General features: G+C 62.5%; 16 protein-coding genes. 10 read left to right on the top strand and 6 right to left on the bottom strand.

Annotated features, from left to right (window positions below; translation table 11 throughout):
- The first annotated feature begins 20 nt into the window (after nt 1-20).
- The 10 genes from HDG37_RS18585 to HDG37_RS18540 all read left to right on the top strand — a co-directional run bounded on the left by HDG37_RS18585 (nt 21) and on the right by HDG37_RS18540 (nt 9965).
- A complete protein-coding gene (locus HDG37_RS18585) occupies nt 21-1115 on the top strand; it encodes a PotD/PotF family extracellular solute-binding protein (protein WP_184050146.1) in 1095 nt (364 codons plus the stop codon).
- Nucleotides 1112-2029, top strand: coding sequence for an ABC transporter permease (locus HDG37_RS18580; protein WP_184050144.1), 918 nt, complete (start codon nt 1112-1114; stop codon nt 2027-2029). The genes HDG37_RS18585 and HDG37_RS18580 overlap by 4 nt, the downstream gene beginning before the upstream one ends.
- Entirely contained in the window at nt 2026-2868 is an 843-nt protein-coding gene (locus HDG37_RS18575) for an ABC transporter permease (protein WP_184050142.1), read from the top strand. Before HDG37_RS18580 ends, HDG37_RS18575 begins: the two co-directional genes overlap by 4 nt.
- Nucleotides 2869-2907: 39 nt before the next feature.
- Complete coding sequence (locus HDG37_RS18570) at nt 2908-3981, top strand: ABC transporter ATP-binding protein (protein ID WP_184050140.1); 1074 nt, start codon at nt 2908-2910, stop codon at nt 3979-3981.
- Between the two features lie 61 nt (nt 3982-4042).
- Complete coding sequence (locus HDG37_RS18565) at nt 4043-4846, top strand: transporter substrate-binding domain-containing protein (RefSeq protein ID WP_184050471.1); 804 nt, start codon at nt 4043-4045, stop codon at nt 4844-4846.
- A 43-nt stretch (nt 4847-4889) separates the two neighbouring features.
- Nucleotides 4890-5657 (top strand): amino acid ABC transporter permease, encoded by a 768-nt coding sequence (locus tag HDG37_RS18560; protein WP_184050138.1) that lies wholly within the window; start codon nt 4890-4892, stop codon nt 5655-5657.
- Nucleotides 5654-6310 (top strand): amino acid ABC transporter permease, encoded by a 657-nt coding sequence (locus tag HDG37_RS18555; protein ID WP_184050136.1) that lies wholly within the window; start codon nt 5654-5656, stop codon nt 6308-6310. The genes HDG37_RS18560 and HDG37_RS18555 overlap by 4 nt, the downstream gene beginning before the upstream one ends.
- 55 nt (nt 6311-6365) lie before the next feature.
- On the top strand, nt 6366-7091 hold the full coding sequence (locus HDG37_RS18550) for an amino acid ABC transporter ATP-binding protein (RefSeq protein WP_184050134.1): 726 nt from the start codon (nt 6366-6368) through the stop codon (nt 7089-7091).
- 432 nt (nt 7092-7523) lie between these two features.
- Complete coding sequence (locus HDG37_RS18545; RefSeq protein ID WP_184050132.1) at nt 7524-8420, top strand: LysR substrate-binding domain-containing protein; 897 nt, start codon at nt 7524-7526, stop codon at nt 8418-8420.
- A 231-nt stretch (nt 8421-8651) separates the two neighbouring features.
- On the top strand, nt 8652-9965 hold the full coding sequence (locus tag HDG37_RS18540) for a site-specific integrase (protein WP_184050130.1): 1314 nt from the start codon (nt 8652-8654) through the stop codon (nt 9963-9965).
- Here the strand turns inward: HDG37_RS18540 and HDG37_RS18535 are convergent, their stop codons facing one another.
- The 6 genes from HDG37_RS18535 to HDG37_RS18510 form a co-directional block, all read right to left on the bottom strand.
- Nucleotides 9966-10223 (bottom strand): DUF6429 family protein, encoded by a 258-nt coding sequence (locus tag HDG37_RS18535; RefSeq protein ID WP_184050128.1) that lies wholly within the window; start codon nt 10221-10223, stop codon nt 9966-9968.
- Nucleotides 10224-10246: 23 nt separating this feature from the next.
- Entirely contained in the window at nt 10247-13180 is a 2934-nt protein-coding gene (locus HDG37_RS18530; RefSeq protein ID WP_184050126.1) for a Tn3 family transposase, read from the bottom strand.
- 308 nt (nt 13181-13488) lie between these two features.
- Nucleotides 13489-13920 (bottom strand): PIN domain-containing protein, encoded by a 432-nt coding sequence (locus HDG37_RS18525; protein ID WP_184050124.1) that lies wholly within the window; start codon nt 13918-13920, stop codon nt 13489-13491.
- Nucleotides 13921-14160: an AbrB/MazE/SpoVT family DNA-binding domain-containing protein gene (locus HDG37_RS18520; protein ID WP_184050469.1), complete on the bottom strand. Its 240-nt coding sequence runs from the start codon at nt 14158-14160 to the stop codon at nt 13921-13923.
- A 218-nt stretch (nt 14161-14378) separates the two neighbouring features.
- On the bottom strand, nt 14379-14633 hold the full coding sequence (locus HDG37_RS18515) for a hypothetical protein (RefSeq protein ID WP_184050122.1): 255 nt from the start codon (nt 14631-14633) through the stop codon (nt 14379-14381).
- 292 nt (nt 14634-14925) lie between these two features.
- On the bottom strand, nt 14926-15660 hold the full coding sequence (locus HDG37_RS18510) for a hypothetical protein (protein ID WP_311541503.1): 735 nt from the start codon (nt 15658-15660) through the stop codon (nt 14926-14928).
- Nucleotides 15661-16308 lie beyond the last annotated feature (648 nt).

Genomic DNA, 16308 nt, shown 5'->3' with positions numbered 1-16308 from the left:
TGTTCAAACTGGAGACGGCCATGCAAAAAATCAAACAGGGCAGAAGGCAGGCAATCAAGACGATGGGGCTGGCGCTCGCAGCTTCGGCGTTACCGATGCCTTTCATCAACGTACGTGCGCAGGAACGCAACTTCTCGGGCAAGACGCTGCGTCTGCTCACATGGTCCGACGATACCGGTACAGCGGCCCTGCGCAATATCGCCGCGACCTTTACGGCGAAGACGGGTGCGAAGGTCATCGCGGACCGTGCCGACGGGACGTCCGGCATGGTCGCGAAAGTCAAGGCAGCAGGCGACCGTCCGACCTATGACGTGATCACGCTTGCGGGTGTCGGCGCATCCGGCCTTGCCGATGCAGGTCTGCTCGTGAAGCCCGACCTGAACCAGTTGCCGAATCTGAAGGACGTCGCCGAGAAATATCGAACCGGCGCCAATGGCTTCGGCGTCGGCTATCTGCTGTGGTCTGACGGGCTGATCTACAACACGTCGACCGTGAAGACGGCGCCGGCAAGCTACGAAGCGCTGTGGGACCCCAAATACAAGGGCCGCCTGTTCCTGCCGCCTCCCGAATTCGCCGAGGCCGTCGATCTCGCGATCATCGCGGCAAAGATGTCTGGCGGTTCGCAGCAGAACATCGAGCCCGGCTTCAGGAAGCTCGCACTTCTGAAGGATCGTGTACTGACGCTCGGCGAAAACCCGAATCAGATTGCCGATCTGTTCCGCACGGGTTCTCTGGATATTGGCGGGATCTATTCGCCCGCGTTCTTCCCGGACCAGATCCGCAAGCCCGAGTACAAGATGGCCATCACGTATGGAATGAAGGAAGGCTTCGCGACGCAACTGCTGTTCACCGTCATTCCGAAATCGCATCCCGGTGACAGCGACCTGATCCACGCGTTCATCAATCATTCGCTCGATGCGGGCGTGCAAGGCCAGATGGCGGCCGATGTGCTGAACGGCCCGGTGAACTCGAAGGCGGTGATCCCGACAGCGAGCCGTGCGTTCGTGCCGTCGCCGCAGCAGATCGCCGAGAAGTCGATCCTGCACGACGACAAGGCGCTGGCCGTCGTCCAACCGGCGTGGATCAAACGCTATACCGAACTCTTCTCGGCATGACCACCATGTCCGCGCTCTCTTCGCGCCGCGCAGGATCGGCGGCGGCCGAACCATCCGCTGCTGCCGCCCTGCCGAAGGTGCCGGCGTGGCTGCTGCTCGCACCGATCCTGGCATTCCTCGCGGTGCTCGTCGCGGCGGCGATTGCCGTGCTGCGCATGAGCTTCGGGGCGCCCGGCAACGAGTGGCATGCGTTCACGCTGCAGAATTATGTGGATCTCGCCGATTCGTACTTCGTGCACTCGCTGCTGCTCACGCTGCGGCTCGCGTTTCAAAGCATGGTGTGCGCGGTGCTGCTCGCGATCCCGGTCGCGCTGGCAATGGCACGCACGGAATCGCGGCTCGCGCGGCGCCTCCTGCTGGCTGGCGTGTTGTTGCCGCTGCTCGTCAATCTGCTGCTGCAAGGTTACGGCTGGCTCGTGATACTTGGACCCGCGGGCTTGCTCAATCAGGCGCTGCTCGCGAGCGGTGTGATTCAGCGGCCGCTGCAGTGGCTCTATCGCGAGAACGGCGTGCTGCTCGGGCTCATCCAGACTGCGTTTCCGCTCGCCGTGCTGCCATTGTCGAGCGCGATGCGCGCCGTGTCACGCTCGTATGAAGAAGCAGCGGCGACGCTTGGCGCAACGCGCTGGCAAACGCTGCGTCACGTGATGCTGCCGCTCGCGATGCCAGGGCTCATCTCTGGTGCGCTGCTCGTCTTCGCGTACAACGCAAGCGCGTTCGCCGTGCCACTGCTGCTCGGCGGCCGGCGGGTGCCGATGCTCGCGGTGCTCGTGCACGACCAGGTCGCGCCGCTTCTGAACTGGCCTGCCGCGTCCGCATCGGGTGTCGTGCTGATGGTCGCCACGCTCACGGTGATGGCGGTATCGCAAGGACTCGTGCGTCGCATGCAACGTATCGAGGAGCCCCGTACATGAATACCCTACGCCTTCCGACGACGATGCCGGGCCGGCTCGGCCGGCCGGCGAGTCTGCTTGCCACGATCGTGCTGTTTCTGGCTGCGCTGCCGATCCTGACGATGATCACGATGTCGTTCGGCAACTCGGACACGCTCGAATTCCCACCCCAAAGTTTCGGGCTGCACTGGTATCGCGCGGCATGGCATACCTTCGTGTCGCCCGACGCGAGCGACGTGATGTCGATGGGCAGCGCGTTGAGCACCAGCCTGATTGTGGCGGTGTCAACCATGCTGATCGCGACTGCCATCTCGGTCCCTGCCGCGTATGCGCTCTCCCGCTACCGGTTCCGCGGCAAGGGGCTTGTCGAGCAGCTGGTCGCGCTGCCGCTCGTCTACCCGCTCGTCATGCTCGGGCTGTCGCTGCTGCTCGTCTTCAACGCGTTGCCGGTCGAACTCGGCATCTTTCGACTCATCATCGCGCACGTGATCCTGTCGCTGCCGTTCACCGTGAAGAATTGCGCGGCATCGGTAGCGTCGATCGGACCGGAGTTCGAGGAAGCGGCCTGCGTAATGGGCGCGAATCCGCGCCGCGCACTCATCGACGTGGTGCTGCCGCTGATGCGGCCGGGCATTCTGGCCGGCATGCTGTTCGCGTTCATCATCTCGTTCAACGAATTCACGGTGACGTTCTTTCTCTACGGGATCAACACGATGACGCTGCCGATCTGGCTGTATAGCCGCACTGTATCGTCGCTTGATCCGACCGTGTTCTCGTTTGCCGTGTTCATCGTCGCGATCGACTTCGGGCTGATCTGGCTGCTTGAGAAGCTGGTCGGTGATGAAGGCGTGGCGCTGTAAGTCCCACCGACTCTCCGATCGCGAGCATAAGGAACCTTCATGACTCAGTTGACACTCCAGGGCGTGACGAAGCGCTTTCATACCGCATACGCGGTCGACCAGGTCGATCTCAGCGTGCCCGACGGCAAGCTCGTGTGCTTTCTTGGGCCTTCCGGTTGCGGCAAGACGACGCTCCTGCGGATCATCGCAGGCCTCGAAACGCCAAGCTCCGGCACAGTGAGGTTCGCCGGCCGCGACCTCACGCACGTGCCGGCGAACCGGCGCGATTTCGGCATGGTGTTCCAGTCACTTGCGCTCTTTCCCCATATGACGGTCGCCGAGAACGTCGCCTATCCGCTGCGGCTGCGCAAGCTCGACAAGACAGCGCAAAAGAGGCGCGTCGCCGAGCTGCTCGAACTGATCCAGTTGCCGCATATGGCAAACCGGCCGGTCACACAGCTTTCCGGCGGACAACGCCAGCGCGTCGCGATCGCGCGCGCGATTGCGTCGGCGCCGAAACTGCTGCTGCTCGACGAGCCGCTCTCCGCGCTCGACGCGAAGCTGCGCGAGGCGATGCAGGTCGAGATCCGCCTGCTGCAGCAGCGCCTTGGCATCACGACGATCATGGTCACGCACGACCAGCGCGAAGCGATGACGATGGCCGACGAGATCGTCGTGATGGAAAAAGGCCGCATCGCGCAGGTCGGCAGGCCGCTCGACATCTATCGCGATCCGGTCAGCGAATTTGTCGCCGACTTCATCGGCCTCGGCAACATCCTGCCGATCACCTTCGATGGCCGGAACAGGATCGGCTTGCCCGGTGGGCAGCAGATCGTGGTGAACGCCACCACGCGCGCACTGGACGCGGCGGGCGACATCCGGCTGCTGATTCGCCCCGAGGACATATGTGTGAGGTCCGCGACGGCCAGTCCCGGGCCGAACATCCTGGCCGGCAAGGTGACGTTTGTCCGGGACGTCGGCGCAGCGATCGAGGCCACGATCGACTGCGATGGCTTCACGCTGACCGCCGCCACCACGCCGCGGGAGACGCCCGACCTGCAGGTGGGCATGCGGGTGTTCGCGGAACTGCCAGAACATGCCTGCAAGCTGATCGCCGCGCGCGCCGTACATTGACCCGATTTCACCCCAAAGAGCAGCAAAAGGAGACACCCTCGTGAACACCCTGATCCAGACCATGAATCCCGTGCAGCGCCTGTTTGCACGCACCGCCGTCACGCTCGCCTTCGCCGGTATGGCGAGCCTTTCCATGTTCGCGCCACTCGCGCACGCCGACGCACTCGACACGATTGCGAAATCGGGCGTCGTGCGCGTCGGCGTATTCGAGGACTATCCGCCGTTCGGGTCGATCGGACCGGACATGAAGCCGATGGGCTACGACATCGACGTCGCCAACCTGATCGGCAAGGCGCTCAACGCGAAGGTCGAACTGGTCCAGGTCACGGGTGACAACCGCATGGCCTACCTCGCCGACCGCAAGACCGACATGCTGCTCTCCGTCGGCCAGACACCGGAACGCGCGAAAGTGATCGACTTCTCGCAGCCGTATGCGCCGTACTATCTCGCGGTATTTGGGCCCAAGACGCTCACGGTGAAGAATGCGAACGATCTGGCCGGCAAGACGGTCGCCGTCGCGCGCGGCACGCTCGAGGATCTGAGCGTGAGCAAGGTCGCCCCGTCTTCCGCTGTCATCAAGCGCTTTGATGATCCGAACGGTGCGATTTCGGCGTTCCTGTCAGGTCAGGCGCAGCTGCTGGTGGTCGGCAACGACGTTGGCGCGACGATCATGGCCCGTCATCCGGCAAACGATCCGGAGCAGAAGTTTTCGCTCTTCAGCTCGCCGGACCACGTTGGCCTGAACAAGAACGAGCCGCGCCTGAAGCAGAAGGTGGACGAGGCCATCGCGAACGCAAAGAAGGATGGCACGATGAACGCGATCTCGCAGAAGTGGCTGCGTGCACCGCTGCCGGCTGTACTCTGATGCAGTCCGGTTTCTATTCACCCGGGCAACGGATGGCGCCGCGATGACCTACGCATTTGACTTCAGTGGCTTCGGTCTCTATGCGGGCATGCTCGCACGCGGCGTCACGGTGACGCTAGGCCTGACAGCAGTCTCGACGCTGCTGGGCGGCATCGTTGGTATCGTGGGAGCGAGCCTCGCGGTCGCGGGCGGGAGGTGGGTCCGGGCGCTGGTGGCCGCCTACGTCGAGCTGATCCGCAACACGCCGTTTCTCGTGCAGCTCTTCTTCGTGTTCTTCGGGCTGCCGGGGCTTGGCGTGCACATCGACGAGATGCAGGCTGCCGTGCTCGCGATGACTGTCAACCTGGGTGCCTATGCGATCGAAATCGTCCGCGCGGGGATCGACTCGATTCCACGTGGACAGATCCAGGCTGCGATGGCGCTCGGCCTGCAGGGTCGGCAGGTGTTCCGCCACGTCGTGCTGCCGCAGGCGTTAGCGAACGTGTTCCCGGCGTTGCTGGGACAGGTGCTGATCGTGATGCTCGGCTCGGCCGTAGTGTCGCAGATCTCCGTACCCGACCTCACGTATGCGGCCAATTTCATCCAGTCACGCAACTTCCGCTCGTTCGAAAGTTACGTGATCATCACCGCAATCTATCTGTTGCTGTCGATCGTGCTGCGCCAGCTGATCAACCACCTCGGCAAGGGGCTCTTTGCGGGTCGGGCAGCCCGCGGTTCCACAACAGTCGCGCCACGAGGCAGACTACGTGCGCTGTTCACCCCCCGTACCCGCGCGGCGGCATCTGCCCTTCCGACGGAGCGTTCGCCATGATCGAATTCACCCTATGGGATATCGCGCGCAACCTGCTGTTCGCTGCGCGCTGGACAATCCTGCTGTCGCTGATCGCCTTCCTCGGCGGTGGTGTGACAGGCCTCGTGCTGCTCGCCATGCGGGTGTCCCCGCTGCCCTGGCTGCGTCGCGTCGTGGTCCTGTACGTCGAAGTGTTTCAGGGCACGCCGCTGCTGATGCAGCTGTTTCTCGGGTTTTTTGGTTTGCCGCTGCTGGGCGTCGATGTGTCACCCTGGGCCGCAGCGGCCGTGACGCTCACGCTGTACACGGGCGCCTATCTTGCCGACATCTGGCGAGGGTCTGTCGAGGCGGTGCCGCGCGGCCAGTGGAGCGCAGCAGCAAGCCTCGGCATGACGTGGACCCAGCAGTTGCGCTACGTCGTCTGGCCGCAGGCCTGGAAGATCGCCGTGCCACCGACTGTGGGCTTTCTCGTTCAGGTCGTGAAAAGTACCGCGCTGACGTCAATCATCGGTCTCACCGAACTGACCAAGACCGGTTCGATGATCACGAACGCAGCGTTCCGGCCGTTCCCCATCTATGGGATGGTCGCGCTCATCTACTTCGCGATGTGCTTTCCCCTCACCTGGTACGCGCGCGTGCTCGAGCGTCGCTACCAGCAAGGCCGGCGTCGCTGACACGGGCACGAGCCACAGGCGCATCAGTCCAACATTTCAGGAAGCGGGTTTTGACATGATTTCCATCAGCAATGTATCGAAGTGGTATGGCCAGTTTCAGGTGCTGACCGACTGCACGACCGAGGTGAAGAAGGGCGAGGTCGTGGTGGTCTGCGGCCCTTCCGGTTCCGGCAAGTCGACGCTCATCAAGACAGTCAACGGACTTGAACCTTTCCAGAACGGCGGGATCACGATCAACGGCGAGTCGGTCGGCGACAGGAGAACGAATCTGTCCAGACTGCGCTCGAAGGTCGGGATGGTGTTCCAGCATTTCGAGCTGTTTCCGCACATGTCGATCACGGAAAATCTGACGCTGGCACAGACGAAGGTACTGGGGCGCGCGAAGGACGAGGCAGCGGACAAGGCCCTGCGGCTGCTCCATAGGGTCGGCCTGCGCGCACACGCGGACAAGTATCCCGCCCAGTTGTCCGGCGGGCAGCAACAACGGGTGGCCATCGCGCGCGCCCTGTCGATGGACCCGATCGCTATGCTGTTTGACGAACCGACATCGGCGCTTGACCCGGAAATGATCAACGAGGTGCTCGACGTGATGGTCGAACTGGCCCAGGAGGGCATGACCATGATGTGCGTCACGCATGAGATGGGCTTCGCCAGGAAGGTCGCACACCGCGTGATCTTCATGGATCACGGACGCATTGTCGAAGACGATCTCAAGGAGGAGTTCTTTGCGCGCCCGAAGTCTGACCGGGCAAAGGATTTCCTCTCGAAGATCCTGCATTAGTCGCTCGGCTACCGGACCGGGCTCGCCACATGTTGCCCGGTCTGCAGTTCATTTGCGCTCCCCGGTTGCTCTTCCAGGCAGGTCTGCCCCAAAAAACCCACGCACCAAACCACGCTGGCTGACGCGTTGGGTGGCAACGGGGACAAGCGCGGCGCCCAAAAAGGGCGCATGCCGGTTGAATGTTTAACGGGCGCGGAGTTTCGCCGCTTTGTTGCCGGGACGACAACACGTTCTGATATGCCCGGCTGCGCAGGTATGCGCCGGGCAGGCGTATGCGGAAATAGACCGACGAATTGACATGACTACGCCCCCGGGAAAGTCCGTATCGCGCAAATCCTGTATTCGACCTATATGCACAAATGTAATGGCGCTATCCCGCTGGACGGGATTTAGACGTGCCTCCCTTTCGCTCCTGCTGGATATCCGCATCCCATGCGAAGACTTCCTCCACTTAACGCGCTCCAGATCTTCGAGATGGTTGCGCGTCACCGCAGCTTCACGCGTGCGGCAGAACATCTGTGCCTCACGCAGGGGGCGGTCAGCCGTCAGATTCTTGCGCTGGAGGACTATTACAAGTTTCCGCTTTTCATACGAGGGGCGAAGGGACTGACGCTGACAGCCGAGGGAGAGATGCTGCTGCCCGCCGTGAAGGAAGGCTTTGCGCGCATCGAGGAGGTTTCGCTGCGCCTTACCCGCCAGCGGACGGATCTTGCGCTGAAGGTGCCGACCTGCGTCATGCGATGGATGCTACCGAGGATCATGCGCTTTCAGGGCGAACATCCGGAACTGCAGGTGCAGATTACAACGACCTGGCAGCACGATGTCGACTTTCGGATCGAGCCATTCGATGCGGCGATCATCTATGGTTCATCGCCAGGCGCCGAAGTGCGCGCAGTATCACTCTTCGACGAGCAACTCACACCGGTCTGTGCACCGGAGCTGCTGGACGGGAAGCCGCTCGCAAGCGCTGACGAACTTGCGAACCACACATTGCTACATCCGACCCGGGACCATCGCGACTGGAAGCTGTGGCTAGATCACGTCGGCGCGGGCCATATAGATCCAAATCTCGGGCCGAGCTTCGAAACGCTCGATCTGGCAACGAATGCCGCCATGCAGGGTTTTGGCGTTGCCATCAGCGACCGGACGCTGGTCAGCGAGGATGTGACGGCCAGGCGCCTTGTCATGCCATTCGATACCGCGGTCGAGACGGGATCACGCTACTATTTTGTGTACCCCGACTCCGTTGCACACCTGCCAAAGGTGAGACTTTTCAGCGAGTGGATTGCCCAGCACCGGGAACAACCGGCGGTGGCCGCTGTTGGGTAATCCGACCTCGCCAGACACCGTCAACGCAACGTGCGAGCCCGGTTCAAGGCTCACGCCACCTTATTGCAGCGGGTACTGACGAGACCTTTTTCTCGGGGAGAGAACATTCGCCAGTGGTCAGGCCAATGACTGCTCTGGAGGTCGGCTCGCTGTGGCAGGCGAATGGTCCCGGAAACGCTCACGTCTGTTCCGGTATCATTCGGCCATCTGACACGTTGGCCAGCAATCTCCATGTCCTCCGTCGAACGCTACGTTGATGCCGCCACACGCGAGAACACACGGCGTAGCTACCAGTCGGCGATCCGTCATTTCGAGATCGAATGGGGCGGCTTCCTGCCCGCGAGCGCCGATGCGATCGCGCGGTACCTCGCCGACCATGCGCAGTCGCTGTCGGTGAACACGCTGCGGGCACGGCTTGCGGCGCTCGCGCAGTGGCATCAGACGCAGGGCTTCCCGGACCCGACGAAGACGCCCCATGTGCGCAAGGTGCTCAAGGGCATCGCGGCGCTGCATCCCGCAACCGAAAAGCGCGCGAAGCCGCTGCAGCTTGCACAACTCGAACGGGTGGTGGCATGGCTCGACGCGCAGATCGGGAATGCAACGGCGATGAGTGAACCGCGAACCCGCATCACGCACATTCGCAACCGGTCGCTGGTGCTGCTCGGCTTCTGGCGCGGCTTTCGTTCCGACGAACTCGGCCGCCTGCAGATCGAACACATTGCGATCGAACCCGGCCGGGGCATGACACTGTTCCTGCCGCGCACCAAAGGCGACCGCGCGCAGCTGGGCACGACCTTCAGGGCGCCAGCGCTCTCCCGTCTGTGCCCGGTGGCCGCTTATGAAGCGTGGGTCGCGGCCTCGGGCCTGACTGAAGGCCCCGTGTTCCGAAGTATTGACCGCTGGGGGCACGTCAGCGAGGACGGACTACACGCCGGCAGCTTCGTGCCGCTGCTGCGCACGCTGTTTCGCGCAGCGGGCGTGCCGGCGCCCGACAGCTACAGCAGCCACTCGCTGCGGCGGGGCTTTGCGACCTGGGCCAACTCGAACGATTGGGATATCAAGATGCTGATGGAGTACGTCGGGTGGAAGGACGTGCGTTCCGCGATGCGCTACATCGACGCCGCCGACCCGTTCGCGCAGCACCGGATCGAATCCGCGCTCGCGGTGACGCCAACCATTGCGCCGCCACAATCGGCGCTCGCCGTTCCCACGAAAGCAGTGCCGTCCGTGGAGCGACCGTCAATCCCGCCGACAATCGAAACACCGCTGAACCTCCACCTAGTCATCGAGCGCAACAGCAAGTTCGTTCGGGGCATGTCGAAGGCCCGGCGCTGGATCGAAAGCTTCTGCCAGTCCCAGTACCGGATGCGCTGCATCAACGGACGCCGTACGCGATACGAAATCGTCATGCCGTTCGCACATGGTCCGGAACTGGAAGCCGCCATCGAGGAGTTGCTCGGCGAAATCCACTCGACGGCAGAGCTGTGCGACTGCATGGCCGAAGCGGTGCTGCACGATCCGATCGCCAACCGGTACTGGCGTTGATCACGCCGGTTTGCCTGCCGGCTGTGGACCGGCCGGGCGCACGAAGTACTTCGTGAACAGCCGCCCGGCTTCGCGCAGGCCCTCGTCGGTCAGCCCGACGGATTTCGCGCGGCTGACCGGATCGCGGATAAAGCCTTTCGCGTGCAGGCGGTTCAGCGCAGACCAGTCAAAGCTTTTCCAGGCGCGATTCCCGTCGCACAGGTTCAGGTGCAGCAGTGCCAGCACCACCTCATCAATGGCTGCGGTATCGATATCCATCGTCTCTCCTTCGCAGACTCGCCTTACGAGCTTGCCGTGCGCTGCCACGGTGCCGCATCCAGCAGCATCTCGCGGTAGCGGTCGATGGGAAAGCTCAACGTCCCGCGGAAATTGACATGTGCGAAGTGCGCCGGCCCCATCCGCCGCAGCCAGTCATCGTCGACCTCCTGTCCCTTGCGTCGCCAGTCGTCGATGGTCACCTGCATGCGCTGTGTGTTCCACGCAATCACCAAGTTCGTCAGCAGGGTCAACGATCCGGATATCGCGATCATCTCGTCACGGCGCCGTCCGCGCTCGGCCGCAATCTTGCCAGTGTAGATCGCGCGCTGCAACTGGTGAACCGACTCGCCCCGGTTGAGCAGCGTATGCATCTCACGACGAAACTCCACGTTGCTGAAGTAATCGCACAGAAAGAGCGTGCGCAACAGCTTGCCGAGATGGTCAGCCGCCCGGTACACGGGGTCGCCCTGTGCCGCGCTGCCAAATCGCTGCAACGCGACGATCGCGCTCACACGTCCCGAGTGGATCGAGGCAATGAGCCGCAGCAGTTCGTCCCAACCTTCGCGAATTGCCTTGTGGGAGATCTCGTAGGCGACGACCGCCGCCAGACCCTCGGGCGCGGCCATGCCTCTCGGCAGATACAGCTTGCGTTCCGAGAGATTGCGCAGACGCGGGCAAAGGTCGAAACCGAGCAGCTTCGACACGGCCATCCCTACGCTCGTGTACCCATGCGTGTCTACTGAAAGCCGCAGCAGTCCGCCGTCTTCGCGGTTCTCATTGTGACGGATCACGCCCTCGATCGCTACTCCAGCCTGCCGTTCGTTAAGCACGATCGGCTGGTTATAGACAATGCCGTGCTGGTCCAGCACGTGCGTGTACTTGCCCACCGCATGGGTCCGACGTCGCGGATCGACCCGGGCATAAAAGAGGTGCGGTGACGTATCCAGACTCATCGAGTCACTCGATGCCCGTTGTCCGGTGCCCCAGAGTTCCGTGATCGGATGCGTGCGCTGGAATTCCACTACGCGCTCGTTCGCACGCGGCAGCCGGCCGGGCATCTCGAGAGCGCGCATCGCCGTCGAGATGTGCGCCGGGTCCAGTTGCGGAATCATCGCGGCGACGTTCTTCGCGTCGAGTTCCGTGCCGTGTGCGATCAGCGCGGCATACAGCGAGACGAGTTCGCTCGCGTTGCGCGCCTTGCGTGACAGCAGCACTTCACTGAAGCCTGTGTGGGCATCCATCTCCATGATCATGTCGGCGAACTGCGCCGTGCCGATCTCCCTGAACAGCAGGTCCCGCGTACGCTTCGGTACGCCATCGGTTGGCAGCGCTTCGATCGCCGACAGGTGCAGCGCGCCGTCGGTGCCGACCGTCACGCGACCAGCCTCGCGAGCTTCCTCCAGCGCAGCCAGGCCCGCCTTCAGGTGTTCCGTCAGCCGTTCGAGGAACGGCTCCGCTGTCCCCGGCAATCCGAGCGACGACAGGTACCGGTCGCGTTCGCTTTCCCATTGCGCGGGTGGAATCAGCAGGTGGTCGCGCTCCCGGAACGACAGGCTGTGGTTGATCCAGACCGAACCGCGGCGAAGCCCCTTGCGCAGACCCGTGATTGCCGATGCTTCCAGTGCCCGCAGCGCGCGCGCCCGATCGTCACCCTTGACCAGATCGCGCCAGGCGGCGCTCACCGGCACATCGCAGTCGGGCGGCAACTCGGTCGCGCCGCTGTCGTGCAGTGTGCCGATAAGTTCGAGTTGCCGCAGGCTTGGTTCCGCATCCCGGCCCGCGAAACCCAGCTCACGTAACGGCCCCAGCAGATTCCGGATGCGGTGGTGATCGTCGGTGAGCGTTTCGCGGACGCTAGCTGCGTGACTTGCCGGTGGCTTGTCTGCGAGGTCCTCAAGCAGCTTTCCAATATCGTCGAGACGTTCTTGCGCCGGCCGGCTGCTATCCTGAACCAGCGCCTTGATCGCGACCAGCTGCTGCCAGTACTCGACGGCCGAGCGTGCCTGCCGGACTGTCGTGCGGTCGTAAGCCTGCCGTACGAGATCGGAGACCCTGCGCCCCGTTTGATAGAGCAGCGCGTCCGTCATCTCGAGCAGCGTAACGCGCAGGAAAAAGATCAGCTCGATCGTTCGGGTGGACGCCTTGAGTTCGCGGACCTTCGCAGGGCGGCGGGCCTGGATGCGCTGCGCGTACGCACGCTGCTTTTCGATTGGCACGGCACCGAGCGCCCACGTATGTGCTCCGAGTTCCTTGAGGAACCGGACCTTCGCAAGCGTTTCGGTGAGAGTCGTGGGGCTGTGTCGCGCCGGCGGGGTTTTCAGCCATTCGAGAACTCTCATACCGGAGGTGCCGTGCTGGGAAGATAGGACAGCATCGGCGTGCACCAGCTGCGTTTCCGTGACAGTTGCCTCGATCATTGCGAGCAGACCGCGCTCAACGTCCGACCAGATCGAACGGCCGAGATCCCGCAGCTTGCGTTCGGCGGGCATCAGGATGCGGCGCTCATACAGCCAGCAATGGGCGTGCTGGAGCAGTTCGTCGAGCGTGAGTGATTCGGTGGCGTCCTGTCGCATCCACGCTTCCAGTCCCGCCCAGTGGTCCGGTCCGATCGACGTCAGGCCAAGGTATTCGCAGGCCCAGACCTGATGCTCGTACAGCGTTTTGTAGCGCCGGTAGAGCGTACGAAGCGAGGCGATCGTCGGGGTCGGCAGGCCGAGCCGCTCGCCGACGTAGCGCAGCAACTGGCGCGGCAGCGTGCCCACATGATCGAGGGTGTGGCCACTGGCCCGCAGAAAGACCAGCTGGATGGCGGCGCCCGCACGGCGATCGCGTCGAAAGCGCTCGTTGACTGCGGCAATGTCGCTGTCGGTCAGCGCGAAGTAGCCCTCCACGTCAAATTCCGACAACCGGGTGGGCAGGCGATCCTGTCCCACATAGCGAAATTCGAGGCCCGACATCTCCTGCCTCCCGTCAAGGTCGCGCGATCCGTAATCGCGGGCAGGTATGTTACCGCAGACGCTTTTTTGGCCTGCTGACAATAGTCAGCGTCACCCTGTAAGCCTGATAAATAAAGGCTCTGAGGAGAAACCGCCAGATTTAGCACGAAAAGGACGATTACCCCGGCTCGCGCAAGGAATTCTGCGAGCTGAACAGCGGCGCGTGGATATGGACGGTCGACCGTTTCCTGGCGCAGCAGTCCGCCGCGCCGGATGGAAAAAGCGTCGACGGTACGAACCGTGCGACGCGCGACGAATCAGACAGCGGGTCAACTGGGTGATCGGAACGGATTGACCACCGTCAGCCGGTCGAAGATGACCTGGCCGTGTTGCATATCCTCGCTGTAGAGTACTTCGCAATCTTCAAGCAACGCGAAGGCGATGATGCACGAATCGTAGAACCTGAATCCGTAGTGTTCGGCGATACGGCGTGCTTCCTTGTGGACTTCAAGCGTCAGTGGCACGATCTCGCAGAACTCCTCCACATCGCCCAGGAGAACGTTGATCTCCGGCCACGAGAGCCCCATTTTCCGGCTCATGACGAGCGTAACCTCGTTCATTACCTGCGTGCTGATGACGGGCATCCGCGCCCCCTGCACCACCAGCGCCTCGGCCCGGTCAGCCTTCGCGGCGTCGCCGGAGAACAGATAGGCAATCACATTGCTATCGACGGCAAATCGCGCCGGTGCCTCAACCGTCATTCAGCGTTTCCCCCTTTCGCTGAGCGATTCCCGATCGAACTTGAAGTCGGCAGGCAGTCGTCCGCGGTACTTACGCAGGCGCTCGATCCGCTCAGCAACCGTCGGCTTTTTGCTGACCGAGAACGCGCCGGACTGTTCGGCATAGATCTCAATGTCGTCGCCCTCCTTCAAACCGAGTGCATCGACGACGCTCGCAGGCAGCCGGACGGCAAGGCTGTTGCCCCATTTAGCGACTTGCATCATGATCTCCAGTAGATACACATAAATCGTATTGTATATCCAAACGAGTGTTTTTCAAGTCCGAGGGCGGTTTTGATGATTGGCTCGCGGGCGACTATCCGGGCACGTCGCTCGCAAGCGCAAACTAATGCTTTGGCGCGCCCCACGGCATACCCACCCGCCCAAGGGGTCTTTTTGGTCTCATGGTGCAAGAGGCGCCCCACCTGATCGGCGCCTATCTACCCTTGGCTGCCCATCCCGCCAGACTGTCGCTTCGCTTCAGCAACCAGCTCCCTGAGCGCCTCGATCCCGGCATTCGTGAACGCGGTTACCGTGGCCAACTGCTCAGCGGGGACGTCGAGATCGTCGATGATCCCGAGACACCCGTCCTCTGGCTCCAGGTTCATACTCGCCAGTTCCTCCAGCCAGTCCTCCGGCTCTCCGAGCATCTTCGCGACACAGGAGATCGTATAGACAAAACTCGGTGCGGCCATCGTATTAGAACCCTCCATGGATTCATGGGCATCCAGCCCCGTTCGCCCGTTTTTCCCCAGTCCCCGACATCCACGTGGGCCCCAGTTGCTGTCGCGTGCCGCAGGCGGCAGGTGGAAGTGCTTTGCATGATCATCGCCTTCGTGCCGGAAATTGAACCAACGCTATATTTCAGCTTCGGTGTTGATCTGCCTCAATCCTCGACGCGATACTCACCCGCGCCCCTCGCCTCCGATCGCCGGGTAGCGCGCTCTGCAGCGCGCGGATCCCGGATGCGGCCGCGTCCTGAATCCGTCATGGCGGCGCACACCGCTTTGCGATGCATCGCCAGCCATTGCGCGCGCGAACTGCCTCCTCCAGGATCGCCAGGTATGTTCCGTGATCGACCCGCTCATCCGGCGGCAACTCCGACGCCTTGTGCCGTTCGAGCGCCGTCTGCCTGGACTCGCCATCGCGCCCCATCGCAACAATCCGGCTGTAGGCCTCACACGCGTAGGCAAAGGTCTCGCGCTGGTGGAAAGCGATGTCGAGCGGCATTGGGCAGTGACGACGCTCTGGTAGACCGATCGCTGTGCGGCGACAATTGTGCAACACGTGTGCCGCCTCACGCACGACGTAGTCCGCAAACGGATCGGTCTGGTCGAAGTACGCGAGCGACACGTAGCAGGTAGCGCCCTGGCTTAATCCGACCAGCTCGCCGGCCTGCGAGCCGAGCCGCTGCGCGCCCAGGCTATCCAGATACAGATTCGCGAGGCGCCACGCGGTCGACAGCCACGGTTCCGTGGTAAGCACGTCGACGATATTGTGCGGTGTGAGGAAGATGATTCCCCCTGCGAGCGCGTCGAGCACGCAGTCACGCTCATAAACGGTGAACAGTCCCTGCACCATGGGGCCGAGCTTGCTGCGCAGCCATCGATCGATCGGCTCCGGCAATGTCACCGATCGCTCGAAACCACGCGCCCGGCGCAGGGTGACTTCCACAAGCGCCGCCCGGAGCCGTTGCGTGGCGTCGGTCGCGATATCAATCACTGTGCTTCCCGGCCAGCCGGCAAAGAAGCCGTCATAGTCGCCCCGTGTCAGGTATCGCCGGACTTCGCCTTTGATCCACAGGACGAACCGACTGCGGGCATGCTCATGTCTCGTTCCTCATTTCATCGCCCCCTCGATCAGCAGGGCTTGCTAGGCACTCCGCGCCAATGGCCGCCCAGGATCTGGCATCCACTCCACAGTCTTCGGCGCCCAGGTACGCGCATCCGATCAACAATTTACAGTATCGCGCCCATCACCAACATATCGCGCGAAGCCGCAGCTCCTGACGTTTGCATCGTGGATGCATGGTTCACGCGCCGATCACCAGCCGTCGGCAGAAGCACTGCGCTTCCGATAGATGAATGGATGCCCTGATCCGGCCAGTCGAGCCGGCGTTGTTGCTAGCGTGAAACGACTGGGTTCCCGACGGACTCGTGGACGGGGAAACGGTCATCGGTGAAGTAAGGCACGTATGGAGCAACACTACAAATAATTAGTGATCCTACACATAGGCACAAAAAATTGGTCATTATATTTATGTCAAATTAAGGCAACTACAAGGGCTTCCCCATTGAGCGCAAGCACAAATGTGGTTTTCTGTTGTCGCAATGTTGCCTTGCCGACGTCGTGTGAGAAGGTGAAGGACTG

It is taken from the genome of Paraburkholderia sp. MM5384-R2 (assembly GCF_014201025.1).
GTDB lineage: Bacteria > Pseudomonadota > Gammaproteobacteria > Burkholderiales > Burkholderiaceae > Paraburkholderia > Paraburkholderia tuberum.
This window is presented reverse-complemented; position numbering and strand designations above follow the sequence as displayed.